Genomic DNA, 23764 nt, shown 5'->3' with positions numbered 1-23764 from the left:
TTCAACTGCATTGAAGTCACCTAGTCAGCATGCTCGGTATTCTACGGCATTCGCGAATCATTGGTGGCGCGAGGATTTTATCATCGAACGGTAGACCTGGAGGGAAGGGAGGCGCCTCATCAGCGCCTCCCTGCTGCGTAGCGATCACATTCCGGCCATATTGGGCCAAGCGCCTCTCAGCTTCGGCTTGTGAACGCCCCTGCGGTCCGGTATCGAGGGCAGCTAACGCTGCAGAAGCGGTTAATGTATGGATGCTGTTCATAAGATGGGTTGGTCGCGGTGAGGTTGGGGCGTTGCTTTTGGCTATTGTACGCCGGTGTACGTCTCGATGAGGTGCAAGATCCGCCACGTGCAGAGTTGTCAAGATTACTAACCGATCGTGCTGGCTAAGGTCGCTGCGTTCCGATTGGCAAGGGTAGGGAGGTCTGTGAGAGCGTAGCACCACAGTTCGAGCGGGTCTCGCCCCCGCTGGTTGCAGCAGGTTGAGGTTGCAGAGGGCGTAGCGGCCACTGAGGAGGCGGCAATCATCCCCCTTCCCTCTACGTCTTCAAGAGCGGGCAGACCATCTGATCCGGAACCCGGCCCTGAAGAGCCGGGCTAGGGGTACAAAGCCCGCTGCGCTGGCTGCTGGCCCTCACCCTCCCCCGGCCCCCTGAGGGGGAGCCGAACAGATGGGCAAACCCAGCAAATGCTCCATATCACCCCCCGACCCCTGAGGGGGAGCCGCCGGATTGGCGGCAAAGACATTGCTTGAAGCGGAACGGAGCAGCTCCCCTCTCCCGCGCCAGTGGGAGCGGGGTTGGGGGTGAGAGCGAAATGGCGCATCACAAAGCTATCAACCATATCTGCGCTCATGGATCCTGTCCGCCTCTCAATTCCGCTGGGGGAGGGGAGTCTTGCGGGGGGTTGGGAGGAGAGCTTCATAAGCCAATCTCAACACCTTGCCTTTCTCTCCCCCGCTGCATACAGTAGTGACACACTGTGTTTAGCCGCGCATGATGCCGCCAAACAGACCGGTTCAATAAAGGAAACCAGCGCTATGGCATCTACCTGACCCTGTTCTCACCCGAAACCTACGAGGCGTTCAGTGCGTCGAACCGCGCTGTTTCCAGTCTCCGGCTGCGACAGCAACATCAGATATGATATAGACTGATGAGAAAACCAGATGATGCAAGCGATCGAATTCCAAGCTACAGTTAAGAATGGTCTGATTGAGCTTCCTCCGCAATATGCTCAGCTTACCGGGCAGGTGCGATAGTCTTAGGAGAACCTAACCCTGCAAACGAGCGGGAATGTGATCGATCAATTGCTGGCCCAACCGGTGCGCATCCCTAACGTTCGCCCATTGAGCCGAGCAGAAATCCATGCCCGCTGATATGCACATCTGGCGCTATCATCAACACCCCACCCCTCTCCCCAGACTTGCCATCACCCACAGTTCTCGCTATAATCTAAAGAGGAGCGGCGGATCCACCCGCCGCTCTTGCCTGCTCGTGAGCTGGCGGCGACCAAACCATGCGCCGCGTGATGAGATAGAGGAGCGTTGGTTGATGTATGTGCAACACATGAACGAGGCGGGCCGGGCCTTGCTCGCCGCGTTAGAGACTAGAGATACAAACGCGATTCAAGCGTCGGCAAAGCAGTTTGCCCAAGCGGTCGAGTCTGCGTGGCAGGCGTACCTGCGCGGCGAGGTCGCTACCCAGACCCGCGGCCAAGCCTTGCCGCGCACCATGCACCAGTTCGCCACGGTGGAATTGCCGGCGAAGGCGGCTGATCCGCAGGCATGGCCGGCCATTGCTCGCGAAACGCGCATCTTCCTCAATATGTTGGGGGTGGTGGCTGGTTAGGACTCTGCGCAACGTTCGCACCAGCCTAGCAGCGACGGTCTATCGGATCGTCGCTCTGTTTTTGTTTCTTTTGTTGATTGACCAATCAATCAACATGTGCTATACTCCTAGCAGATTGGTGCAGCTAAGCGCCGCTTGGGCAGGTAAAAGACAGGTAGCGTGGAGCGCGCAAAGATAGAGCCTATCCAGCCACTACGATTCGGTTACAACCTTAGCGCCCTTCGCGTCCTCTGCGCCTTTGCGTTACAACCTTAGCGTCCTTTGCGGATCCGGACAGCCGTCCGGCTCTACAGCGCCTTTGCTCACTCGGCGGTTTCACAATGCTTACTCCGCGTTGGCGAAAAGTTATCCGCGACTTGCGCGCCTTCCCCACCCGCACCGCGCTGGTGACGCTCTCGATTGCGGTTGGCGTCTTCGCCTTCGGCGTCATCCTCACCGCGCGAGCCGTGATTGGGCGCGAATTGCAGCGCAGCTTTCTCGCTATCGAGCCGGCCAGCGCGACGATCACCACCGCTGCCTTTACCGATGACCTCGCCGAGGCGGTCGAACGGTTGCCGGAAGTAGCCGTCGCCGAAGGCCGTCGCGTTGTGCCGGCCCGCATTCGCATCGGCCCCGATCGGTGGGAAGATGCGCTGATTACCGTGCTGCCCGACGATGGCATCCGCCGGATCGGGATTGTCCGCCCCCAAGCGGGGGCATGGCCGCCACGCGAACGGGCAATATTGGTGGAGCGGGTGTCGCTGGCGCGTGCTGGCTTGGCGATTGGCGAGACGGTCGTGGTTGAGTTGCCGGGGATCGGCGAGCGCGCGATGCCGGTGGCCGGCACGATCCACGATCTGAGTACGCCGCTGGCTGTGCTCACTGCGCAGACCTTCATCTATATGACTGAAGACACGTTGCGCTGGTTGGGCGGCCCTGCCGGTTATAACCAGTTGCACCTGATTGTCAACGGCGACCGGCGCGATGTAACCCAGATTCGGGCGATGGCGCAGACGGTTGAGCAGTTGCTGAAGCGGAGCGGTCATCCGGTGATCCAGACCTACGTGCCGCCGCCGTTGCAACATCCGGCTGAAGCTCTCTTGCCGGTGATTACCGTGTTGATGCTGATCGTCGGGATGTTGGCGCTGGTCGCCAGTAGTTTCCTCAGTATCAATACGATCAGCGCCATCCTCAACCAACAGACCCGCCAGCTCGGTGTGATGGCGGCTATCGGCGCCGGGCCGCGGGCGCTGTCGGCGATGTATATGGCAACGGCGGCGTTGTTTGGGGTGTTGGCGCTAATGCTGGCGGTGCCGGCAGGTTTGCTGGCGACGCAGGGCCTTGCCGGTTTTTTGGCCGGACAGTTGAATGTCGATCTGCCATGGCCGGTTTGGAGTGGTGAGATTTTGCTGTTGCAGATCGTGGCCGGGATCACGGTGCCGGTGTTGACCGCGTTGTGGCCGATTCGCAGCGCTTTGCGCCGGCCCGTGCGCGAGTTGCTCAGCGGCGAGACAGCGCCGCCGCCGCTTGCCGTGACTCTGCTCACCCGCATGCTGGGCCGGTTGCTGCGCCGACCCACCCTCTTGGCGCTGCGCAATGCCTTTCGTCAGCGCGCCCGCTTAGCGCGCACGCTGGTGGCTTTGGCGTTGGGCGGTAGCGTCTTGATTACCGTCATGACCCAGCGCACCTCGCTGTTTGCCACGCTGGAGGCGAGTCTGGCTGGGTTGAACTACGATCTCGAAGTGCAGTTGGCCCATTCCTACCGGATCGAGCGGATTGCGCCGCTGATTGAGTCGTTGCCGGCGGTGACCCGCCTTGAGAGCACGCTGCGCGCGCCGGTCTTTCCGGTGCGGCCCGATGGCACCGATGGCGAAGAATTGGCGTTGCGCGCATTGCCTGCCGATACCGATTTCTTCCATCCGCGCCTCGCCGAAGGGCGTTGGCTGACCGGCCCCGGCGCGCACGAGGTCGTCTTTTCGACCAATATCCGCAGTAAAGAGCCCTATCTGCGCGTCGGCGATTGGGTAACGCTTTCGATCCAAGGCCGCGAATCGCAGTGGCGGCTGGTCGGGTTGATCGAGGTCTTTACCCCGCCGACCATGCCGGCGCAGGCATATGTTGATCTCGCTGCCTTCACCGCCGAGCAGGGTGGTGTGGGTCGCACCGATACGGTGCGGGTGTCGACCATCGGCCATGATCCGGTCAGTCATGCCGCCGCAGCCGCAGCCATTGAACAGCAACTCGCTGCTTATGGCATCGATCTGCGCCTCATCCGCACCATGAGCGAAGAGCGACGAATTCTCGAAGAGCGGTTTAATCTGGCGACCGGCGCGATCTCGATCATGGCATTGATTATCGGGGTCGTGGGCGCGCTCGGCCTCACCGGCACCCTCAGCATCAACGTGCTCGAACGCACCCGCGAGATTGGCATTCTGCGCGCCATCGGCGCCAGCGACGATGCCATCCGCGAATTGGTTGTCACGGAAGGACTGACGATTGCACTGTTGGCATGGGTGGGTGGAGTGATCCTCTCGATCCCGATGAGCTATGCGCTGGCCTACAACTTTGGTATGGCGTTGCTCAATATTCCATTGATTTGGATGTACTCGTTTTCGGCGATTTGGATGTGGTTGGGGGTGGTGATGTTGTTTGCATTGGCATCGAGCGTGTTGCCGGCGCGCGCCGCGACTCGCATCGCGGTGCGCGAGGCGCTGGCGTATGAGTGAGCCGGTCAACGCAAAGACGCAGAGGGGGCAAAGACGCAGTAGCGACGGACGGCTGTCCGTCTCCCGTGACGCAGAAAGGGCAAAGACGCAAAGATGGTACACGCAAAGACGCGAAGGGTCGCAGAGAATATTGGAAATCCCCTGTGCCATCGGCCCTAACCAACATCAACGATATAAACCCACAAAACCTATGAACCAACCACTGATCTTGCTCTCATCCGTCACCAAAGCCTATACCACCGCTGCTGGTGACTATCTGGCCCTGCGCGGGATCGATCTGCGCATCGAGCCGGGTGAGTTTGTCGCGATTGTGGGCAAATCGGGCAGCGGCAAATCAACCTTGCTCAACGTTATCACCGGGATTGACCGGGCCAGCAGCGGCGAGGTGTTGGTGGCCGGGGCCGATCTGATGCGCATGCCCGCCGCGCAGATGGCCGCGTGGCGCGGGCGCACGGTCGGAATCGTCTTCCAGTTTTTTCAGCTCTTGCCGACCCTCACCGCGTTGGAAAACGTGATGTTGCCGATGGATTTTGCCAATCTCGGCTCGCTGCGCGAACGGCGCGCGCGGGCGTTGGCCTTGCTCGAGCGGGTGGGGTTGGCCGATCAAGCCGAGAAGTTGCCGCTGGCCTTGTCGGGCGGCCAGCAGCAGCGGGTGGCGATTGCGCGCGCGTTAGCTAATAACCCGCCGCTGCTGGTGGCCGACGAGCCGACCGGCAATCTCGATTCGCAGACCGCCGAAGCGGTCTTTGAACTGTTTGTCGAACTGGCCGGTCTCGGTACGACAATCGTGATGGTGACGCACGATAGTGAGTTGGCCCGGCGGGCCGGACGGATGGTGCTGGTGGCTGATGGTCACATTGTTGGCTGAAAGGCGAGACGGTTATGCGCAGGCTGCTTATTCCTCTGATTGCCGTCATCTTGATTGCCGGCGGCGCATATGCCATTTTTGGCCCTAACGGGCCGGGGGCGCAATCGGCCCCGCCACCGATCCCAACCGGTGAAGCAACCGTGCCGCTGGTCAGCGTCGAAGGGCGGGTCGTACCGCTGCAAGCGGCATGGTTGCGCTTCGAGCGCAGCGGGATCGTCAGCGCGGTCTTGGTCGCGGAAGGTGATCAGGTGGCCGCCGGGCAAGCCTTAGCACAGCTCGATGATCGGGCGCAACGCTTGGCGGTGCAGCAGGCCGAAGCCAATCTCGCCCGCGCGCAGGCCCGCTATGCCCAACTGCTGGCCGGAGCGGCGCCGGAAGCGCGGGCCGCTGCCGAAGCCGCCGTTCAAGTCGCCGCTGCCCAAGCGACCCAAGTGGCGCTGGCGGTGGCTGCCCCCGACGAGAAGGCCGCGTTAGCCCAATTGGCCGAAGCCAAGGCCGCTCGCGCCGAGCTGCTGGCCGGTGCCGATCCGGAAGTGGTTGCGCAGGCGCAGGCGGCTCGCGACCAAGCGGCGGCCAACCTTGCCGCCCAACGCAGCTCGCTGGCGGCGGCGAAGGTCAATACCCAGTTGGCGCTGGAACAGGCGGCCAATGTATTGCGCGATCGTCAAGCCGATTACAGCCGCATCCATTGGGAAAACGAAGAGCTGAAGCAACGTTTGGGTGACGATGAGCTACCACAGGCACGCCTTGACGCTGAAGCTGCTGCGCTGCGCGCAGTGCAGAACGCTGAGGTCGCGTTGGCGCAAGCTCGGATCAATGCCGAGCAGGCTGCACAGGCCGAGATCGAGGGTATAGCTGCTGCCGAAGCGCGCTTACGTGAAGCCGAAGCGCGGTTGGCTGCGCTACTGGCGCCACCGGCCGCCGATAAACTGGCCGCAATCGATGCCCGCATTGCCGCCGCCGAAGCGACGCTCGCCCGTTTGCGCGGTGATCCGCGCCAAGCACAACTGGCCGTCACCGCTGCACAACTTGCTTTGGCGCAAACCCAAGCGGCGCAGGTCAATGCTGCTCCACGGGAAGAAGAGGTATCTTTAGCCCAAGCCGAAGTGGACGCTGCTGAAGCGGCACTCGCCCAAGCTCGCCTCGAACTCGACAAACTGACCCTACGCGCACCATTTGCCGCTACCGTGGCCCGGATCGAACTGCGCCTCGGCGAACTCGCCGCCCCCACCGCCCCGGCGCTGCTGCTCGGCGATCTCAGTGCATGGCGCATCGAAACCATCGATCTCAACGAAATCGATGCGATGCGCATAGCACCGGGCACAATGGTAACGGTGACATTCGATGCTTTGCCCGGCGTCACATTGCCAGGCCGTGTGCTTGCCATCGAACCATACGGCGCCGACCGCTTGGGTGAGGTGGTATATACAGCGACAATAGAATTGACACAAACCGATCCACGCCTGCATTGGAACATGACCGCAGTGGTGACGGCGCATGAAAAATAACATCCACCAGTACAGCCGCACGGCAGTGCGGGGCGACAGGGGGAATCAATATGCCACGTGATGAAACCGAACAACGTCGCCAACAAATCATCGACGGCGCCCTCGATACCTTTGCCCGCCTTGGCTTCGATCGCGCCACCAACCGCGATATTGCCCATGCCGCCGGTATCGCTTCTCCCGGCCTGATCTATCACTACTTCAAAGATAAGACCGACCTACTCTATCAGGTGATCCGAGAGCGGATGCCGCTGGTCCCGATTGTTGATGCGGTTGAGCAGTTGGGTGATGAACCGCCCGATGTAGTGCTACCGCGACTGGGGGAACGGTTGGCGCAGGCGATTGATCAGCCGCTAACAGTAGCTATCGGCAAGATTGTGATCGGTGAGGTGTTACGCCACCCGCAATTAGCACGGGTTATCAATGAGATTGGACCAGGGCGGGCAATGAATGCGTTGGCTGCCTATCTTGCACGTCAGATGGAATTAGGACGGTTGCGCCGTACCGATCCGCAGATTGCTGCTCGCCTGCTGATTGGTCCGATACTGACCTATTTCTTCTCGCGTGAGGTGCTCAATCAACCAGAAGCGCACGCTATTGCTGCGCGTGCAATGATGGCAGAGTCGATAGCGCATTTCTTGCGCAGTATGATGGTGGAAGAATCACGTACAGGCGCATAAGCGTGACAGAGAAGTGTTCCATCCCCGCCCCTCTCTCTGTGCGAGGGAAGGGGCGGAGGACGCAGATCGCCGCTTAATACGAACCGCCCGGCACAAACTCATTGGTATAGGCCTGCTGTACCTCAACCGGTCCGGCCAACAACCCGGCCTCACGCATAAATTGCTCGGTCCGTTGCCAAAGTTGCCCGTCGGTGTATCCTAAGCCGTACTGCGCCGTCAGTTCGTTCTGCCAGAAGGGCAAGCTCTCTTCCAACACTTTCCGCTGCAAGTCGAGATTACCGAGCTGCGCTTCGGGGATGAATTGCAGGCTCAGATCGAACGCCTCAGCCGGATTGGCCAGCGTATCGGCCAACCCGCGCAAGCTGGCCCGCACAAACTTCCGCACCAGTTCCGGCTCTTGCGCAATCAGCGCCTCGCTGACGGCGATGCCGTTCGCAGCTAGATTAAAGACGTCGGCGGCCAGCAACACATTCACCTCCACCCCTTGCTCGCGCAATTGCACCGGCTCGTTCATCGCGTAGCCAATCGCTACCGGTACCTTATCTTCCATCACCGCTGCCGCCTGCGTAAACCCGATCTCTTGTACTGTCACATCGGCTTCACTCATTCCACCCGCGTAGAGTGCAGCCAGCAATGCGTAAAAACTCTCACCGAAGCGTCCGGGGATGCCGATAGTCTGTCCACGTAGATCATTCACACTCTCCAATGGTACATTAGCCTTGGCAAAGAATGCTACCGGAAAGCGCTGGTACAGCGTCATCACCGTCTTGACCGGCAACCCCTGCTGGCGAGCGAGCAATACCGAAGTACCGCTGGTAGTAGCAAAAGCTACACCACTGGCTGGCCACGTCGCTGCTCGTTGGAGCACGTCATTCTCGAAGTTGTAGTCGAAATTGACCTCAATTCCTTCAGCGGCATAGTAGCCCTTCGCCGCCGCAATATAGTAAGGCGCAAACTGAATGTTCGGAATGTACGACATCGCCAGCGTTACTTTGCGCAACTCTGGCTGTGGATTGGCCGCCGGCGCGCTCGTGGGAGCTGCCGTCGGCGTCGGAGCCGGTGCGCTGCACGCCGTGATGATGAAGGTGATTAGGGTAAGGAATAGCATGAAACGCAGCTTCATATTCGTTTCCTCGTTAGGATAGTCGTCATCTGCCTGTACGCCCAATATGCAAGAGTGCTTCAACCGTACAAAAACTGGGTTTACGCTTCCCACCGCACCAGCAGCCGCTCGAGCAGGCCGGCCAGCACGTAAAGGGCGAGCGTAATCAGAGCCAGCGTCGCCAATGCGACAAAGATCAACGGGGTGTCAAACAAGCCGCGAGCAATATTAATCAACGCCCCTAACCCGGTGCGCCCGGCGACAAATTCGCCCACCACTGCGCCGGTCGTAGCCAGCGCTAAGCCGGTGCGCACGCCGCCAAACAGCACTGGCAGCGCCAGCGGCGCTTCGACGTAGCGCAGCAGTTGCCAGCGGTTTGCTCCACTGATGTACGCCATCTCGATCAGCTCACGCGGAATACTGCGAATAGCGACGATGGTGTTGATCAAGATCGGTAAGAACGTAATGAGAGCAGCGACCAATATTTTCGAGGTCAGGCCAGCACCAAACCAGAGAATGATCAGCGGCGCGACGGCTACAACCGGGATCGCTTGGCTTGCCGCCAACACCGGCGCCAGCGCCTGTTCGAGCCAGCGGATATGGGCGAGGATGTAGCCAAGGATGAGCGCAACGACGAGCGCCAGCGCAAAACCGCCTAACGCGGCGCTGAGCGTCGCCGCCGTATGTTGCCAGAGCAACCCGCTGCTCAACGCCTGCCCAAACCGGCTGGCAACCAGCGCCGGCGAGGGCAGAATGAAAGCCGGATAGCCGCTGACGTTCACCACCGTCTGCCAGAGCGCCAGCAACGCCAGCAACGTTACCGGCAAGCCGAGCGCCGGCCATTCAAAGCGCTGCCACGGTTTGGCTCGCGGCGCGGGAGTGGGCATTGGTAAAGTTTGCTGCATCGTCACCATCTCCTTTCTGGCGGGGAATCAAAAACCCCCGCCGAGCGAACGCTCTTCGGGGGACAGATACGGGAACAGCGCGGGTGATGAGACCGCCTGTAACGGCAACGAAGCGAAGGCGCGCACTTCGCGCGTCGCCTACCATTGCCCATATCTGGATCTTCTTTATATCCGGACTGTAACCGTCGGCCCCGGAGTTGCACCGGATCCTGCGTGCCTCTCAACACGCTCGTGGGCTATACCACCGATCGGGAATTTCACCCTGCCCCGAAGATCGTTTGTTGATCGCAATCATACCATCAATTGCGGGTCAGTGTCAAGTTTTGGACTATTCACTGTTGAAATTTTCATGATAAAATACTTACAGTTCCAGGCTAACCTTTGCTAGAGAATCATGCACAAGCGATTTTTAAGAATCTGGCTTAGTTTGTTCGTACTCTGGACAAGTGCTATTGTCCCAGTGTGGGCGTTCGACCCTACAACCCAAACCTCAAGCCTCCTCCTCGATGAAGCGCTTACCGTCTATTATGGGAACGTAGCCCGACTCAGACAGGCCGGTCAGCCACCGTTGCGTTGGAATCGTCAATTGACCCATGCTGCTCGTTGGTTTGCGTGGGATTCGGTTGAGAACCGGCCAACACCCTACTGTGGTCATCAAGATACCAATGGTGAGTGGCCTAATGCACGAGCATTGCATTTTGGATATCGTGGCTCAAGTGGAGCCGAAAATGCGTATTGTGGCTATATGCAGCCGCAAGCTGCGATCAATGGTTGGCTCAATAGCCCCGGCCATCGCACCAACCTGCTCAGTCCCGGCCATCGCGAGATTGGTTTGGGCTATTACCGCCGCGCCAGTGATGGGCGCGGCTACATTGCCCAGATGTTTGGCAACGATGCTGCGTATGCACCGGTGATCGTCGAGTACGAAGCAGTCGCAACTCTCAACCCTGATGTGTCGCTTTACATATACCAAGTGGCTGAAACTGGTGGTTTTGCCGGTCGTCGTCCCTCAACTGCGATGATGATTGCCGATAATCCTTGTTTTACGAACGCCAACTGGCAACCGTTCACCAACGAAACTCGCTTCCACTTGGCCGATGGCGAGGGCTGGCGTACCGTCTACGTAAAAACTCGTGATGCCTACGGTGCAACTGCTGTTGTAAGCGATACGATCTATCTTGGTGCGAATGTGCCGGTGAATGAACTTGCAGCGACAATGAGTGATCGCCAAGAGACGATCACTCTGACCGGGTTCTACCATCCTACGTTACCGCAAATGCAGTTTAGCTTCGGTTGGTTGGTAGACGAGAACTATTCGACGTTTCGGTTGTTATGGGGTGCAGGGGAACGAGTCACCGATCCCGCAGCTTGGGGTGGCAGTGCGTTTCGTTTGCCGTCGGCAAGTTCGGAATCTTCGGCTTGGGTATACGATTATGATCCGGTCGTGTTTAAAGATATTCCACTCGTCGCGTATGTGCGTCTGAAAGTTGCTAGTAATAGCTCACCGAATGAAGTAGCCCGCTTCAGCATTAACGGCGGTGGTATGGCGTATGGTCCCTTGCAGCTACGTGGGGTTGATTTTGCCGCCGCAAACCAATATCAGGAGTTTGCACTCCCGTTTACCTATCACGGCAATGAGCCTTTCTTGATCTTTCAGTTTTGGCGTAGTGGCTCTACCGATGTCTTTATTGATGCCGTTACCATCTTTACCGCACCACAGCCGATTGTCAATCCGGTAACGTTGGCGGTTCCCGGTGGTAACTATCGCGGACAGGGCGTGTGGGTACGTTATACTGATGGAACTACCTTTACGCCATTTCGGGAAGTGATGAACATACCGGTACAGCCGGCAACTGCGGTGGTATTGGCTCAGTTTGCTGCTGTACCGCCCACACCGGTGATAGTACGCTCGCCGTGTGTGCGCTTTGATTGGCAAGTGGTCGAGACAGCACCATGGTTGAGCGGCAGTGTTGAAGACGGTATAATGAAACTGAGTATCAATCATGCGACTCTGACCGGTGGCGTGTATGAAGGTGCGATCACCTTTGCTGCCCCGAATAGTGAGCTGCGCTTGACTATTCCGGTACGACTGCATGTCGTTGATCGCTTGTTTGTCACGTATACGCCGTTGGTCCTGCGGTAGCAGGTCTCTGCTCTCACAGACAGTTAACGCAAAGACGCGAAGGGTGGAACAGGACAAGGTTACTGTTTCCGCCCGTTGTGGTACGGCGAGCCGCGCCCGGCCGAACTGCGGTTCGTTGTGGTAGGGGCACGGCGGGCCGCGCCCGGCCGACTAGAAGGTTAGACAAAGCCATGTACCGTCTCATTCTGCTTCTGCTCGTGCTGCTAGGTGCTTGTGCTAGTACCAGCCCATCATCAACGACAACTCCAACCAAAATCGATCCGCCTACGGTGCTGAGCGATTTCAGTTTGCCGGCCAGCACTGGCGGCGAGCTGCGCCTGAGTGATCTGCACGGCCAGCCGGTACTGCTCTATTTTGGCTACACCCGCTGCCCTGATTACTGCCCGATCACGCTGGCCGAGTTCCGCCGCGCCCGTGAATCGCTTGGCTCTGATGGCGAACGGGTGCATGTTGTCTTGATCAGCGTCGATCCGGCCCACGACACGCCCGACGTGCTGGCCGCCTACCTGCGCGGTTTCGGCCCCGGCTTTATTGGCTTGCAAGGCAACGACGCCACCCTGCGCCGGATCAGCAAGGAATACGGCTTGACCTACCGCCACGGCGGCGGTCATCAACATCACAGCAGCGATGGCGTCGAGCATAGCACCGCGAGCTATCTGATCGATCAAAATGGCCGGTTGCGGTTCGTTTATCAATATGGAACCGCAGCGAGCGTGTATGTCAACGACATCCGCGCCCTTTTGAGCGAACAGCCATGAACACGCGCCTCTCTCGTCGATCATTGCTCGCTTTGGGTTTAGCCGTGCTGAGTAGTAGCAGCGTGATCCACGCCCAAGAGCCGGCTGAAACTACCATCTACCTCCCTTTCATCACTCGTTCACCGTTGCCGGGCACGCTGCTTGGCCCGCCGACCGGCACTGCCGAAGCGGCGATTGCGTGGCTGGCGCCGCGCAGCACCGCTTATACCCCCTACGATGTCGGTGTGATCGTCAATGGCTACGCCGAGATCGGCGCCGCCGCCGAACTTGATTGGTTCCTTGCTATTGCTCAGTGCGCCCACGAGACCGGCCACCTGACGTCGTGGTGGTGCCAGCGTCCGCGCCGCAATCCCGCTGGGATCGGCGTCACCGGCGAGACCCGGCCCGGTACGCCCGACCAACCGCCCGGCCCCGACTGGGCATGGGATGAAGCTAACCAAGTGTGGCGGGCCGGCCTCAGCTTTGCTGCGTGGGTAGATGAGGCGATCCCGGCTCACCTTGGCCGGTTGTTGGCCTATGCTTTGCTAGCCGGCGCCGGCACGCCCTACCAACAGCAGTTAATCGACTATGCCCTGATGCGCCGGCCATTGCCTTCCTCGCTGCGTGGTGTGGCCGTGACCATTATTGATCTCAATGGACGGTGGGCTTATCCGGGGACAGAGTATGGCCAACGTATTCTCGACCTCGCTCAGCGTATGCGCAATGCCGGTTAGCGAATGCTAACAATTATCGATCACCGTAGAAGGCCATTATATCGCATCAGGATGCGTATAACCGGGTAGATAGATTGCGAATTTCATGCTTGACGGGAGATGATGGCGGGCCGTATAATAAGACTGTGTTAAGAGCGGTGCAACTCCCGTTAAGGAGGCCCGGCAATGAAAACATGTGTCGCAACGTGGTTGAGGTGTGGATAGGGCGGTACAGGCCGATACCTGTAGCCGCCCTTGATGTTTTCCGGGCAGAGACGAAGGAGGTCTCCCTATGCACTCGGACATGATCGGCAAAATCGAGAAAGCCCGGCGCTATGCCGCCGAACCGGAGCGCATTAAATTCAGTGATCTGCGAGCAACTTTCCATGGCGGCAACAGTGATCACGAGATTTCGCTGCACAATGGCCAATGGGCCTGCAATTGCTCGTTCTTCCACAGGTGGGGCACCTGTGCCCACGTGATGGCGATGCAGCGCATTCTGCATCCGATGCTGACCGAAGAGGCGCGGCATGCCGATCTGGCTGTTCCCCAGCCTGATCTGATCTCCTGACGGCAGCGCGCATGTCACCTTGACATTGACGCCAGCGCACGGCGCGGCGATACTGATAGCGGGACGAACGGCGTTCCGCTATCAGTGTTTTATGGCGAGGAGACATGGCACCACTGATCATTGCTCATCGTGGTGCATCGGCCGATGCACCTGAAAATACGCTCGCAGCTTTTGAGTTGGCGCGTCATCAACGGGCTGACATGATCGAACTCGATCTGCAACTAACTGTTGATGGTGAGATTGTGGTCTTTCACGACGATGACACTTTGCGTTGGAATGGTCGCGCCGATCCGGTAGCGCGTCTCACGCTGGCCGAATTTCGCCAGCTCGATATTCGTGGCGAGCGGGTGCCGACGCTGGCCGAGACGCTCGATTGGGCGCGGAGCGCCGGTATGCCGCTCAACCTCGAATTGAAAAAGCCCGGTATGGCGACGCGTTGCGTCCAGTTGCTTCGTGAATTTGGTATGGTTGATCAGGTGATCGTTTCGTCATTTTTTTCGCAGGCCCTGCGCGAATTGCGCGCGGTCGATCCCGCGATTGCCCGCGGCTATCTGATGGGGATTCGCACCTGCCGGCCCGATGTGCGCCTGCGCGAGTTTTGGCCGTTTGGCGCCCTGCGCCGGATCGGGGCTGCCGCGTGGCATCCTTACCACGGTTTGCCCGGTCTCGATTGGGTGCTGCCTAAGGTGCGCCGGGCCGGGTATCAAGTCAATGTCTGGACGGTGGATGATCCGGATCGGCTGCACGCGTTGGCTGGGTTAGGGGCCAGCGGCTTGATTACCAATACCCCGGCGGCGGCGCGAGCCGCGCTGGCAGGAGTTTTGCCGCAACGCTAAGCCGAAGATGGTGATGGTGACCATACGCGCCAATCCTCTATCCACCCCTCGTTGCAGGTGCGTTTTGGTGCGATCACAAAGGATGAGACCGTGAAACGGCGGATCTGGCTGGTGGCGCGGGGAGTGATCCCATTGCTGGCAGTGCTGGTGGCGCTGATCAGTGTGCCGGCGCTGCTAGCATGGCTGATCGGTGGCGGCCCATTCGGCTGGCCGCATCTGCTAATTGGGATGGGGGTGACTGCTGGCCTGCTGGTGATTGGCGGGTTGATATTTGGCTGGGCGTTGGGGAAGTGCCTCAAAGGGGATTAGGCCCGTCAAGATGGCGTTCAAACGCGATCAGGCGCGGCACCACTGCCCGGCGCAGCTCGACGTATTGGCTGGAAAGCCATTGCCCCACCCCGCGCACATGCGGCACCGGCGCTTTGCGCAGCCAGCGCAAGACAAAGCGAGCGATTAGGTGCAACCGGCGCAGCAGCCGGTCGCGCCGGCCCAGCAGAATAATGGCCAGCAGATAGCCGGGCCAGCCGGGGATAATCGGAAAGAGCGAACCGATCAAGCCGAGGGCGAGGAAGAGGAAGCCAAGCACCCGGCGAACGGCAGGATTGAGGCGGAGAAAACGGATAATTGCGTGCATTCGGTCTCCTGACGAAACGTTCGATGAATTGCCTCTATACCAGAAGTCGTTACTATTATTGTACTAGAGCATGCATACAAAAGCGTATCATACGATGTTGACAGCTTTCTGAATCTTTGCTGATATACTGTCATCTAAGATAGAGGAAAAATCCACCTTCTGCGGAGGCGAAGAGCGATGAGCGAACAGTCGTGGTGGCAACGGTTCGTTGCCGCGATCGAACGCGAGTACGAACGGCGCATCCGGCGGGCTAGTTTGTTGGGTGAGTTCAAGCCGGCTGGCGATGACCATCATCATGGCCATGCCGCCGAGCCGGCCCATCCCGAACACGGTGAGGAAGACGAGGCGGTGATCGTGAACGTGCCGCGCGGCACCCGCATCAACCGTCCGTAATCGTAGGGACATAGCGATGCTATGTCCAAGACATAGCGTCGCTATGCCCCTACAAATTTCCTCGCTTGGCTTGTTCGCGTTCGATCGCCTCGAACAAGGCCTTGAAATTGCCCTTGCCGAACCCACGGCTCCCCTTGCGCTGGATGATCTCGATAAAGAGGGTTGGCCGGTCTTGCAACGGCTGGCTGAAGATTTGCAGCAGATACCCCTCTTCGTCCCGATCGACCAGAATCCCGCGCGCTTGCAATTCCTGCCGGCTCTCGTCGATCGTGCCCACCCGCTGCTCTAGGTCATCGTAGTAGGCATCCGGCACGTGAATGAACGGAATGCCGGCGGCGCGCAGGGCGTCAACCGTGGCGCAGATGTCGCCGGTGGCGAGTGCGATATGCTGCACGCCGGGGCCGCCGTAATACTCCAGAAACTCCTCGATCTGGCTCTTGCGCCGGCCCTCCGCTGGCTCGTTGATCGGAAACTTGATCCGTCCGGTGCCGTTCTGCATCACCTTCGACATCAAGGCGCTGTACTCGGTGCTAATGTCGTGATCATCGAAATGCACCAATTGATTGAAGCCGAGCACGTCGCGGTAATACTTGACCCACCGGTTCATCGCACCCAGCTCAACGTTGCCGACAATGTGGTCAATCGCGGCAATGCCGGTTTCCGGAACGGGGATGTGTTCCATGATCGGCTGGAAGCCGGGCATAAAGACGCCACGGTACTCTTCCCGCTCAATGAAGGAATGCACGGTATCGCCATAGGTGGCAATCGTCGCTTTCACCACCCGGCCATGTTCGTCAACGCATTCGGTGGGTGATTGCACCGGAATACCGCCACGGGCGATCGCGGTTTCGTAGGCGGTGGCGGCATCGCGTACCCGCAGCGCGATGTCTTTCACTCCGTCGCCGTGATGGGCAATGTGGCGGGCAATCGGGTGGTCGGGGATGAGCGGCGCCGTTAGCACAAAACGCACGTTGCGCCGTGCGAGCACGTAACTGGCTCGATCGCGCACCCCTGTCTCAAGACCGGCATACGCAATCGGGCGCAAGCCAAGCGTGGTGCGGTAAAAGTGAGCGGCTTGCCGGGCATTGCTGACATAAAACTCGACGTAATCAATTCCGAGCAGATCGAGTGGATCGGCGGAGCGCATCTCGTACCTCCTGTGGTTGGTGTTTCCTTATTGTTGGCGCAACGCCGCGCCAACGTAGCGCCCTACACTATCTCTCGCATCTTGTGTACTGTTTCGATCCCTTTCCGGTCTCGCTCTCGCACTCGCGGGGGATTGCTGCGAAAGCTGCGCCCCCCTCGCAATGACAGCGGAACGGGGTTGCTGCAAGAGATTTCGCCCTCTTGCCAGCGCACTGATGTGGCGCAATACCGTTAGTTGAGCGTGAGCGGTTCGGCATCGTCCCATAGCTTCTCGAACGCCCCTTGCAAAAACGCGCCAAAGTTGGGATGGGTCACGCATAAGGCCGTGAAGCTCAATACGCCGGTAATGGGGTCTTGCAGTGATAGTAAAGCCACCCGACGGTCGTAGAGGTTGACTTTGAGCGGCAAGTTCTCGACCACCCGCGCTTGTTGGCCCCACATCACGAATTGTTGCACCCATCCGTATAGTTCAGTATCGGCCAGCGCCGAACGTTCATAGATCGCGCGATAACGCACATTGCGCTGAAGCGGTTTGGCTACCTCGGCGAAATTGGCTGCTTGATCGCCAAGCAATGGCAACTTGAAGCACACGCAGATTTCGCGCTCGGCGCTGCCGGCAAGCGCCAAAGCGCGCTCGACCACCAGCCGCCGGTCAAGCAAGACATCGACATAATCGAGCGGGTCGATCTGGTCATGGCCGGCGGCAAAGATGGGGATGAGAGTGGCCAGCAAGCTCTGCATACCCGCGGCGAGCGCAGCCTGTTCGTCTTCGAATTGGCGTCGGCGCGCGTCCATTAATGCCGGCAGCGCCACCGCCGGATCAACCGCGAAGTAGCGGCGTTGGCCGTCGCTGTGGCGCTCGATCGCCAAGCCGCGGGCGCAGAGCGAGGCCAAGATGTCGTAGATGCGCTGGCGTGGTACGCCGGCGCGCACCGCCGCTTGGGCCGGGGTGAAGCCGCGATGTTCGAGCAGGGCAAGGTAGGTGGTGGCTTCGTAGCGGTTGAGCCCGAGCGCCATCAGTTGTTCTGGCGTACGATCAACCATATGATCTATGTTTCATTGTCACCACTTATTAGTGGTAATCATTATACCCGGTTGCGGTGTGGTCTGCAAGCTGTGCTATGCTAAGAGCGTGCGCGGCAGCGTTCTTATTGAGCGAATGATGTTGCAATGATACCGGCTATGTGGTATTTCACGCCCTACATCCTATTACCGCTAGCCGCGGCAGTGCTGGCGATAGTGGCCATCTTACAGGCGTGGCTGTACCGGCGGTTGCCGGTGACCAAAGCCTTTCTTGGCATGATGTTCGCCACGATCTGGTGGTCGTTGTGCAATGCGCTCGAATTGACCAACGCTACTGTTGATGGCAAAACATTTCTGATCAGCATTCAATATGCGAGTGTGGCGGGCGTGCCGGTCTTGTGGTTGTTGTTTGCGCTGTTCTACACCAATCGCGACCATTGGGTCAGCCGGCAGTTAGTGCTTGGCTTGGCTGGCTGGCAGGGTGTGATTCTGCTGGGGGCTTGGACAAATCACTGGCACCGGTTGATGTGGCCCTCCGTCGAGTTGATGTACACCGCGAATGACTTGTGGGTGCTAACTGGCCCCAATGGGCCGTTGTGGTACATTGGCGTCGCGAGTTCTTACAGTATGGTGCTCATTGGCACGATCGTGATGATCGATCAAGCCCGCCGCAGCCGCGCACTCTATCGAGCGCAGGCGCTGAGCTTGCTGATCGGCGCAGTGTTGCCGTGGGCGGCAAGCATCCTCTTTGTGACTGGACGTAGTCCAATTCCTTACATCGATACCACGCCGGTGGCCTTCGCTCTGAGTGGCATTGCATTTAGCGTAGCGATGCAACGTTTCCGCGCCCTTGATATGGTGCCGGCAGCGCGCGAGACGATCGTTGACCAGATGCCCGATGCGATCATCGTAGTGGATATGCAGGATCGAGTGATCGATCTGAATCCGGCGGGGCAGGCGTTGCTGGCCGCACCGTCGCCTGCTATCGGCCGCTCGCTGGCGGAGGTGGCGCCGCCGTGGTTGGCTGAACAGGTGCGCGAGCGCTTCCAAGGCCAGTTTGAAGTTGTCCAACCCCAGCCTGATGGTGATCTGACCTATGATATGCGCTGCACGACATTGCGTGATCGCCGCGGTTTGCCGAGCGGACGGATCGTTGTACTCCGCGACATCACGCTCTTGAAACAGGCGGCGCTGGCGTTGCAGGAAGCCAAAGAGGCTGCCGAGGCCGCTAATCAGGCCAAGAGCACCTTTCTCGCCACCATGAGCCATGAATTGCGCACGCCGCTGACGGCTATCTTGGGCTATAGCGAGTTTGTCCGCGAAGATTTGCGCAAGCGTGACCAGCACGATCTGGCAGCCGACCTTGATCGGGTCATTGTGGCCGGGCGCCATCTGTTGGCCTTGATTAACGATGTGTTGGAATTGGCTCGCCTTGAATCGCATGCGATCCAGATCCATCCCGAAGCGATCACGATCGCGGCAGTGCTCAATGAGGTGGCACAGACGATGCAAGGCTTGGCGCGCAAAAATCAGAACGCCTTAACGGTGACATGCGAGCCGGATGTACCTCCGATGATGGCTGATCCGGTTCGGGTACGCCAGATATTGATCAATCTGATCGGCAATGCCTGCAAGTTTACCGAGCATGGGCAGGTGACGGTGCATTGTTACCGGCGCGCGCCAGATGTACTTCAGATCGATATTCACGATACCGGCATCGGCATTCCCGCCGATCAATTGGCACGCTTATTTGAGCCGTTTATGCAGGTTGATAACGGCACGACCCGGCGCTATGGCGGCGCTGGATTGGGGCTGGCGATTAGCCAGCGGTTATGCCAAGCGATGGGGGGCGAAATTCTTGTGACAAGCGAACCGCAACGCGGTTCGACCTTTAGCGTGTTGCTGCCGTTGCAATCACCCCCCGAACCTGAACCTTCATGGCTTTAACAGCATTGTGGTACAATAAATTATCGTAAATATACACGCTCGATCAAGCGTTTCTTGCTTCATCCGGTCAGGAGTCACTGTGGAATATCAGCCTGATGTCAGGCGCATTACCGGCGAAGGTGGCGTCATCGCTAGTGTTGCAGCAGAGAGTTTGGCCGCGCAGATCGGTCTGCGTCCCGGCGATACACTGGTGGCTATCGATGACCAGCGGCTGCGCGATGTGATCGATTACCGGTTTGCGATTGTCGAAGCGCGTGTCACGCTGCTGGTGCGCGCCGCCGATGGCAGTGAGCGCGAAATCACGCTCGACAAAGACCCCGATGATGATCTGGGGATCGAATTTACCGAGCCGCTCTTCGACCGGCTGCGCACCTGCAATAATAAATGCCCGTTCTGTTTCCTCACCCAGATGCCGAAGGGTTTTCGCAAGACCCTCTACCTGAAAGATGACGATTACCGGCTGTCGTTTCTCTATGCCAATTTCGTTACCTTTACCAATCTGACTGAAGCCGATTGGGAACGGATCGAGCGCCAGCGCCTCTCGCCGTTGCACATGAGCGTGCATGCCACCGATCCCTTCTGGCGAGCGATTATGCTCGGCAAACGCGATGTTCCCGATGTGCGCGAGCAGATTAAGCGGCTGGGCCGGGCGGGTATTCGCGTCCATACCCAGATTGTCGCTTGCCCGCAGGTGAACGATGGCGAGGTCTTGCGCCAGACGATCGAAGATTTGATCGCGCTGCACCCAACGGTTGAGTCAATCGCGGTGGTGCCGGTTGGTCTGACCAAGTTTCGCTTTGAAGGCAAAGCTCCTAAAACGATCCGGGCCGCAATACAGGTGCATGAAACGCCAGAGTGGATCGATACCAATTGGGAACGGCAACCGTTGTGGGAAGACCCTTCAGCGTCGATCCCGCTGCGCAACGGCAGCCAGCCGCTGCACGATCCTGAGCTGGGTTTCTGTTCGCGCCTCGGCGCCGTGACCGATGTGCCGTTGCGATGCTATACCGTGCCTGAAGCAGCGGCGGTGCTCGATCTGATCGAACCGTACCGCGCGCGCTGCTACGAGCAGTTTGGCCTCCATCTGGTCTACGCTTCCGACGAGTTTTATCTGCTCGCTGGCCGGCCTGTTCCCCCTGCCGAGACTTACGACGATATGCCGCAGTACAGCAACGGCGTCGGTATGGTACGCGATTTTCTCGACAATTGGGCGCGCGCGCGCCGCCGCTTGCCGGCGCGGATTGCCCGTCCTACTACGCTGGCCCTCGTCTGCGGGACGCTGGTGGCGCCGATGATGGAACAGGTCGCGGTACGCCTGAATCGGGTTGAAAACCTGTCGGTGCAGGTGGTGCCGGTGATCAATCAGTTCTTTGGTGAGACGGTGACGGTCAGCGGCTTGCTCACGGCGCAAGACGTGATCCCGGCGTTGCGCGCTTCCGGGTGCGAGCGGGCGTTATTGCCACGGGTGATGTTCGACTATACCGGTGAACGCACGATCGATGATTACACACCGGGTCGAATCAGTGCTGAAGCCGCGATGCCGGTGGCATTGGCCGGTGAAGCTGACGAACTGGTGCGCTATGTGAGGGCATTAGCCCAGCATGAGTAGTGGAGGGCGCAATGGCTGGTCAAGAATCGCGCTTGCAGCGTTACCTTGAGGTGATCCAACGCGCCAATCAGATTGCCGATAGTACCCAGCTCGATAATCTACTCGGCCGGTTGCTTGATTTGATTATCGAGATCACCGAGGCCGAAGCCGGTACGCTCTACCTGTATGATGCCGCTACCAACGAGCTGATCTTTAAAGTGGTGAAAGGCAGTCCCGCTAGTGAGGCGTTGATCGGTCACCGGTTTCCGGCCAACACTGGGCTTGCCGGCTATGCCTTGCAGCAGCACCAGCCATTCTTTGTCCATGACGTAGCCAATGATCCGCGCTGGAATCGCTCGTTGGGCGAGATGGGCTCGTTGCACCTGCGCACCATGTTCTGCGTCCCGCTGATGCTGCGCGGCGAGCCGGTTGGGGTGGTGCAAGTCTTCAATTTGCCGCTCGAGGCGGTGGATGAGCAGGACGAACTGGCCCTGATCGAGTTGCTGACTTCGCGGTTGGTGACTGAAGTCGAGAAGGCGCGATTGTTGGCTGAGGCGCAGCAACGCGAACGCCGGCAACAGGCGTTGGTCGAGATTGTTTCGCAATTAACCGCCACTCTCGAACGCGATGAGCTGTTGCGCCGGATTATGAACTACGCATGCGATCTGCTTGAGGTTGAGGCAGCGTCGATCTGGTTGATCGATCACGAGCACAACGATCTCGTCTTGCACATTGCTGGCGGTGAACACAGCGAACGGGTGGAGGCATTGCGCGTGCCGCGCGGGCAGGGTATTATCGGCCACGTCATCGAAACCGGTGAGACGGTGGTGGTCAATGATGTTCATCAAGACCGGCGCTTTTATCAAGGCCTCGATCAGCGCAGCGGCTTTCAGACCCGCGCGATCTTGTGCGTGCCGCTGCGCTCGCCGCGGATCGTGCTGGGTGGCGAGCGCGGCGAAGTTGAGGGGATGATTATCGGCGGCGCGCAGGCGCTTAATCCGCGCAATAGCCGGCCCTTCTCATCCGATGATGTGGCGCTGTTCCAGATGCTGGCTTCGCAGGCGGCAACCGTGATCCGGTTGGCCGACCTCTACCGCGAGACCGATAGTCTGTTTACCCGGATTATTGATGCCATCACCGGCGCGATCGACTTGAAAGATCCCTACACCCGCGGCCATAGCCAGCGAGTGAGTGATTTTTCGGTGGCGATTGCCCAAGAATTGGGCTTGCCGCGCGATCAGATTTATCAATTGCGGGTGGCGAGCAAGCTGCACGATGTCGGCAAGATTCGGGTGCCTGACCAGATCCTCAAGAAACCGGGCCGGCTCGAAGAGGAAGAGTTTGCCGAGATGCGCCGGCATCCGACCTACGGTATGGAGTTTCTGCGCGATAATGGCCTGCTCGAACTCGAACTGCTGCGCCATGCCTGGACGGCGCTGGCCCAGCATCATGAACGGCTTGATGGGCGCGGGTATCCGCTTGGCATCAGTGGCGAGTCGATCTCGCTGTTTGGCCGGATTGTCGCGGTGTCCGATGTGTTCGATGCTCTGACCAGCCATCGTCCGTACCGGCCACCCATGCCGATTGATCAGGTGTTTGCGCTGTTGCGCCGTGGCGCCGGCACCGAGTTTGATCCGGAATGTGTTGAGGCGTTGATTCGAGCGCGAGCAAAGGGGAAAATCCTGACCCAAGATGAGCGAGAGCAGGCGGCAGCGCCGCCGGTGATGGAGCAAGACCATGCGCGTACTGTTGATCGATAATTACGACTCGTTTACCTACAATTTGTACCAGTATCTGTGCGAGTTGGGCGCTGAGGTCGAGGTGGTGCGCAACGACCAGATCACGGTGGCTGAAGTGGCGGCGCGCCATCCCGACCGGATCGTGATCAGTCCCGGCCCTTGCACGCCGGCTGAGGCCGGGATCAGCGTCGATGTGATCCGCGAGCTGGACAGCCAGATCCCGATTTTGGGGGTATGTCTCGGCCATCAAGCGATCGGTGCGGCGTATGGCGGGGCGGTAGTGCGCGCGCCGCTGGTGATGCACGGCAAGCTCTCACCGATCTATCATAATGGTCAAGGTGTGTTTGCCGGCTTGCCGTCTCCCTTCCTCGCCACCCGCTACCACTCGCTGATCGTCCGCCGCGAGGATCTGCCGGACGAGCTGGAAGTGACGGCGTGGACGGAAGATGGCCTGATTATGGGCCTGCGCCATCGCTCGCAGCCGGTGGAGGGCGTGCAGTTTCACCCTGAGTCGATTATGACCGAGGGCGGTAAGCAGATGTTGGCCAATTTCTTGGCCGGTGTGCCGGTGAGTGCAGGGAGTGGGGAGTAGTGAACAGGGAGTATTCAGACACGGATTCACACGGATATGGCGGATTCATACGGTTTTCGCGTTCCGTGGTCATCTGTCAAACTCGTGCTT

The 23764-nt window shown here is 59.2% G+C and carries 22 protein-coding genes and 1 riboswitch; of the genes, 16 read left to right on the top strand and 6 right to left on the bottom strand.

Annotated features, from left to right (window positions below; translation table 11 throughout):
• Positions 1–16: 16 nt before the first annotated feature.
• Positions 17–262: a cation-transporting P-type ATPase gene (locus U9R61_RS19895; protein ID WP_416208810.1), complete on the bottom strand. Its 246-nt coding sequence runs from the start codon at positions 260–262 to the stop codon at positions 17–19.
• Between the two features lie 1288 nt (positions 263–1550).
• On the opposite strand from U9R61_RS19895, the gene U9R61_RS02985 reads away from it, so the two are divergent.
• From U9R61_RS02985 to U9R61_RS02965, 5 genes are all read left to right on the top strand, one after another.
• Complete coding sequence (locus U9R61_RS02985; protein WP_322487335.1) at positions 1551–1847, top strand: hypothetical protein; 297 nt, start codon at positions 1551–1553, stop codon at positions 1845–1847.
• 320 nt (positions 1848–2167) lie between these two features.
• Positions 2168–4552 (top strand): FtsX-like permease family protein, encoded by a 2385-nt coding sequence (locus U9R61_RS02980; protein ID WP_322487334.1) that lies wholly within the window; start codon positions 2168–2170, stop codon positions 4550–4552.
• 190 nt (positions 4553–4742) lie between these two features.
• Positions 4743–5420, top strand: a complete 678-nt coding sequence (locus U9R61_RS02975) for an ABC transporter ATP-binding protein (RefSeq protein WP_322487333.1) — start codon at positions 4743–4745, stop codon at positions 5418–5420.
• Between the two features lie 14 nt (positions 5421–5434).
• Positions 5435–6928, top strand: coding sequence for a biotin/lipoyl-binding protein (locus U9R61_RS02970; RefSeq protein ID WP_322487332.1), 1494 nt, complete (start codon positions 5435–5437; stop codon positions 6926–6928).
• Between the two features lie 50 nt (positions 6929–6978).
• Entirely contained in the window at positions 6979–7605 is a 627-nt protein-coding gene (locus tag U9R61_RS02965) for a TetR/AcrR family transcriptional regulator (protein WP_322487331.1), read from the top strand.
• Between the two features lie 73 nt (positions 7606–7678).
• On the opposite strand, the gene U9R61_RS02960 is transcribed toward U9R61_RS02965, so the two are convergent.
• Positions 7679–8728, bottom strand: a complete 1050-nt coding sequence (locus U9R61_RS02960; protein WP_322487330.1) for an ABC transporter substrate-binding protein — start codon at positions 8726–8728, stop codon at positions 7679–7681.
• Positions 8729–8808: 80 nt separating this feature from the next.
• Positions 8809–9612 (bottom strand): ABC transporter permease, encoded by an 804-nt coding sequence (locus U9R61_RS02955; RefSeq protein WP_322487329.1) that lies wholly within the window; start codon positions 9610–9612, stop codon positions 8809–8811.
• Between the two features lie 154 nt (positions 9613–9766).
• Positions 9767–9891: riboswitch (FMN riboswitch) on the bottom strand.
• A 115-nt stretch (positions 9892–10006) separates the two neighbouring features.
• Here U9R61_RS02955 and U9R61_RS02950 point away from each other — a divergent pair.
• From U9R61_RS02950 to U9R61_RS02925, 6 genes are all read left to right on the top strand, one after another.
• Positions 10007–11755, top strand: a complete 1749-nt coding sequence (locus U9R61_RS02950; RefSeq protein WP_322487328.1) for a CAP domain-containing protein — start codon at positions 10007–10009, stop codon at positions 11753–11755.
• A 170-nt stretch (positions 11756–11925) separates the two neighbouring features.
• Positions 11926–12513: an SCO family protein gene (locus U9R61_RS02945; RefSeq protein WP_322487327.1), complete on the top strand. Its 588-nt coding sequence runs from the start codon at positions 11926–11928 to the stop codon at positions 12511–12513.
• Positions 12510–13226 (top strand): hypothetical protein, encoded by a 717-nt coding sequence (locus U9R61_RS02940; protein ID WP_322487326.1) that lies wholly within the window; start codon positions 12510–12512, stop codon positions 13224–13226. Before U9R61_RS02945 ends, U9R61_RS02940 begins: the two co-directional genes overlap by 4 nt.
• Before the next feature lie 271 nt (positions 13227–13497).
• A complete protein-coding gene (locus U9R61_RS02935; RefSeq protein ID WP_322487325.1) occupies positions 13498–13776 on the top strand; it encodes a hypothetical protein in 279 nt (92 codons plus the stop codon).
• Positions 13777–13880: 104 nt separating this feature from the next.
• Entirely contained in the window at positions 13881–14612 is a 732-nt protein-coding gene (locus tag U9R61_RS02930; RefSeq protein WP_322487324.1) for a glycerophosphodiester phosphodiesterase, read from the top strand.
• A 90-nt stretch (positions 14613–14702) separates the two neighbouring features.
• On the top strand, positions 14703–14921 hold the full coding sequence (locus tag U9R61_RS02925; protein WP_322487323.1) for a hypothetical protein: 219 nt from the start codon (positions 14703–14705) through the stop codon (positions 14919–14921).
• Here U9R61_RS02925 and U9R61_RS02920 read toward each other — a convergent pair.
• Positions 14908–15246, bottom strand: a complete 339-nt coding sequence (locus U9R61_RS02920; RefSeq protein WP_322487322.1) for a hypothetical protein — start codon at positions 15244–15246, stop codon at positions 14908–14910. The two genes, U9R61_RS02925 and U9R61_RS02920, sit on opposite strands and share 14 nt — an antisense overlap.
• A 177-nt stretch (positions 15247–15423) precedes the next feature.
• Between U9R61_RS02920 and U9R61_RS02915 the strand changes: the two genes are divergently transcribed.
• Positions 15424–15639, top strand: a complete 216-nt coding sequence (locus U9R61_RS02915; protein ID WP_066786397.1) for a hypothetical protein — start codon at positions 15424–15426, stop codon at positions 15637–15639.
• Positions 15640–15688: 49 nt separating this feature from the next.
• Here U9R61_RS02915 and hppD read toward each other — a convergent pair whose 3' ends face one another.
• Both hppD and U9R61_RS02905 read right to left on the bottom strand, forming a co-directional pair.
• Entirely contained in the window at positions 15689–16786 is a 1098-nt protein-coding gene (gene hppD, locus U9R61_RS02910; RefSeq protein ID WP_322487321.1) for a 4-hydroxyphenylpyruvate dioxygenase, read from the bottom strand.
• Between the two features lie 230 nt (positions 16787–17016).
• Positions 17017–17829 (bottom strand): TrmB family transcriptional regulator, encoded by an 813-nt coding sequence (locus U9R61_RS02905; RefSeq protein WP_322487320.1) that lies wholly within the window; start codon positions 17827–17829, stop codon positions 17017–17019.
• A 138-nt stretch (positions 17830–17967) separates the two neighbouring features.
• On the opposite strand from U9R61_RS02905, the gene U9R61_RS02900 reads away from it, so the two are divergent.
• The 4 genes from U9R61_RS02900 (at position 17968) to U9R61_RS02885 (ending at position 23674) form a co-directional block, all read left to right on the top strand.
• Complete coding sequence (locus U9R61_RS02900; RefSeq protein ID WP_322487319.1) at positions 17968–19755, top strand: histidine kinase N-terminal 7TM domain-containing protein; 1788 nt, start codon at positions 17968–17970, stop codon at positions 19753–19755.
• Between the two features lie 79 nt (positions 19756–19834).
• On the top strand, positions 19835–21364 hold the full coding sequence (locus tag U9R61_RS02895; protein ID WP_322487318.1) for a DUF512 domain-containing protein: 1530 nt from the start codon (positions 19835–19837) through the stop codon (positions 21362–21364).
• 11 nt (positions 21365–21375) lie between these two features.
• On the top strand, positions 21376–23103 hold the full coding sequence (locus U9R61_RS02890) for a GAF domain-containing protein (RefSeq protein WP_322487317.1): 1728 nt from the start codon (positions 21376–21378) through the stop codon (positions 23101–23103).
• Positions 23081–23674 carry an aminodeoxychorismate/anthranilate synthase component II gene (locus U9R61_RS02885; RefSeq protein ID WP_322487316.1) on the top strand — a complete coding sequence of 198 codons (594 nt, stop codon included), beginning with the start codon at positions 23081–23083 and terminating at the stop codon, positions 23672–23674. The genes U9R61_RS02890 and U9R61_RS02885 overlap by 23 nt, the downstream gene beginning before the upstream one ends.
• The last annotated feature ends 90 nt before the right edge of the window (positions 23675–23764 follow it).

Origin of the sequence: Chloroflexus sp. (assembly GCF_034431535.1) — a bacterium.
GTDB lineage: Bacteria > Chloroflexota > Chloroflexia > Chloroflexales > Chloroflexaceae > Chloroflexus.
Note: the sequence above shows the minus strand (reverse complement) of the source record. Positions and strands in the feature narration are given on the sequence as shown.

Coding starts and splice junctions, on each gene's coding strand:
- U9R61_RS19895 (WP_416208810.1), bottom strand. CDS start 262: ATGAACAGCATCCATACATTAACCGCTTCTGCAGCGTTAGCTGCCCTC.
- U9R61_RS02985 (WP_322487335.1), top strand. CDS start 1,551: ATGTATGTGCAACACATGAACGAGGCGGGCCGGGCCTTGCTCGCCGCG.
- U9R61_RS02980 (WP_322487334.1), top strand. CDS start 2,168: ATGCTTACTCCGCGTTGGCGAAAAGTTATCCGCGACTTGCGCGCCTTC.
- U9R61_RS02975 (WP_322487333.1), top strand. CDS start 4,743: ATGAACCAACCACTGATCTTGCTCTCATCCGTCACCAAAGCCTATACC.
- U9R61_RS02970 (WP_322487332.1), top strand. CDS start 5,435: ATGCGCAGGCTGCTTATTCCTCTGATTGCCGTCATCTTGATTGCCGGC.
- U9R61_RS02965 (WP_322487331.1), top strand. CDS start 6,979: ATGCCACGTGATGAAACCGAACAACGTCGCCAACAAATCATCGACGGC.
- U9R61_RS02960 (WP_322487330.1), bottom strand. CDS start 8,728: ATGAAGCTGCGTTTCATGCTATTCCTTACCCTAATCACCTTCATCATC.
- U9R61_RS02955 (WP_322487329.1), bottom strand. CDS start 9,612: ATGCAGCAAACTTTACCAATGCCCACTCCCGCGCCGCGAGCCAAACCG.
- U9R61_RS02950 (WP_322487328.1), top strand. CDS start 10,007: ATGCACAAGCGATTTTTAAGAATCTGGCTTAGTTTGTTCGTACTCTGG.
- U9R61_RS02945 (WP_322487327.1), top strand. CDS start 11,926: ATGTACCGTCTCATTCTGCTTCTGCTCGTGCTGCTAGGTGCTTGTGCT.
- U9R61_RS02940 (WP_322487326.1), top strand. CDS start 12,510: ATGAACACGCGCCTCTCTCGTCGATCATTGCTCGCTTTGGGTTTAGCC.
- U9R61_RS02935 (WP_322487325.1), top strand. CDS start 13,498: ATGCACTCGGACATGATCGGCAAAATCGAGAAAGCCCGGCGCTATGCC.
- U9R61_RS02930 (WP_322487324.1), top strand. CDS start 13,881: ATGGCACCACTGATCATTGCTCATCGTGGTGCATCGGCCGATGCACCT.
- U9R61_RS02920 (WP_322487322.1), bottom strand. CDS start 15,246: ATGCACGCAATTATCCGTTTTCTCCGCCTCAATCCTGCCGTTCGCCGG.
- U9R61_RS02915 (WP_066786397.1), top strand. CDS start 15,424: ATGAGCGAACAGTCGTGGTGGCAACGGTTCGTTGCCGCGATCGAACGC.
- hppD (WP_322487321.1), bottom strand. CDS start 16,786: ATGCGCTCCGCCGATCCACTCGATCTGCTCGGAATTGATTACGTCGAG.
- U9R61_RS02905 (WP_322487320.1), bottom strand. CDS start 17,829: ATGGTTGATCGTACGCCAGAACAACTGATGGCGCTCGGGCTCAACCGC.
- U9R61_RS02900 (WP_322487319.1), top strand. CDS start 17,968: ATGTGGTATTTCACGCCCTACATCCTATTACCGCTAGCCGCGGCAGTG.
- U9R61_RS02890 (WP_322487317.1), top strand. CDS start 21,376: ATGGCTGGTCAAGAATCGCGCTTGCAGCGTTACCTTGAGGTGATCCAA.
- U9R61_RS02885 (WP_322487316.1), top strand. CDS start 23,081: ATGCGCGTACTGTTGATCGATAATTACGACTCGTTTACCTACAATTTG.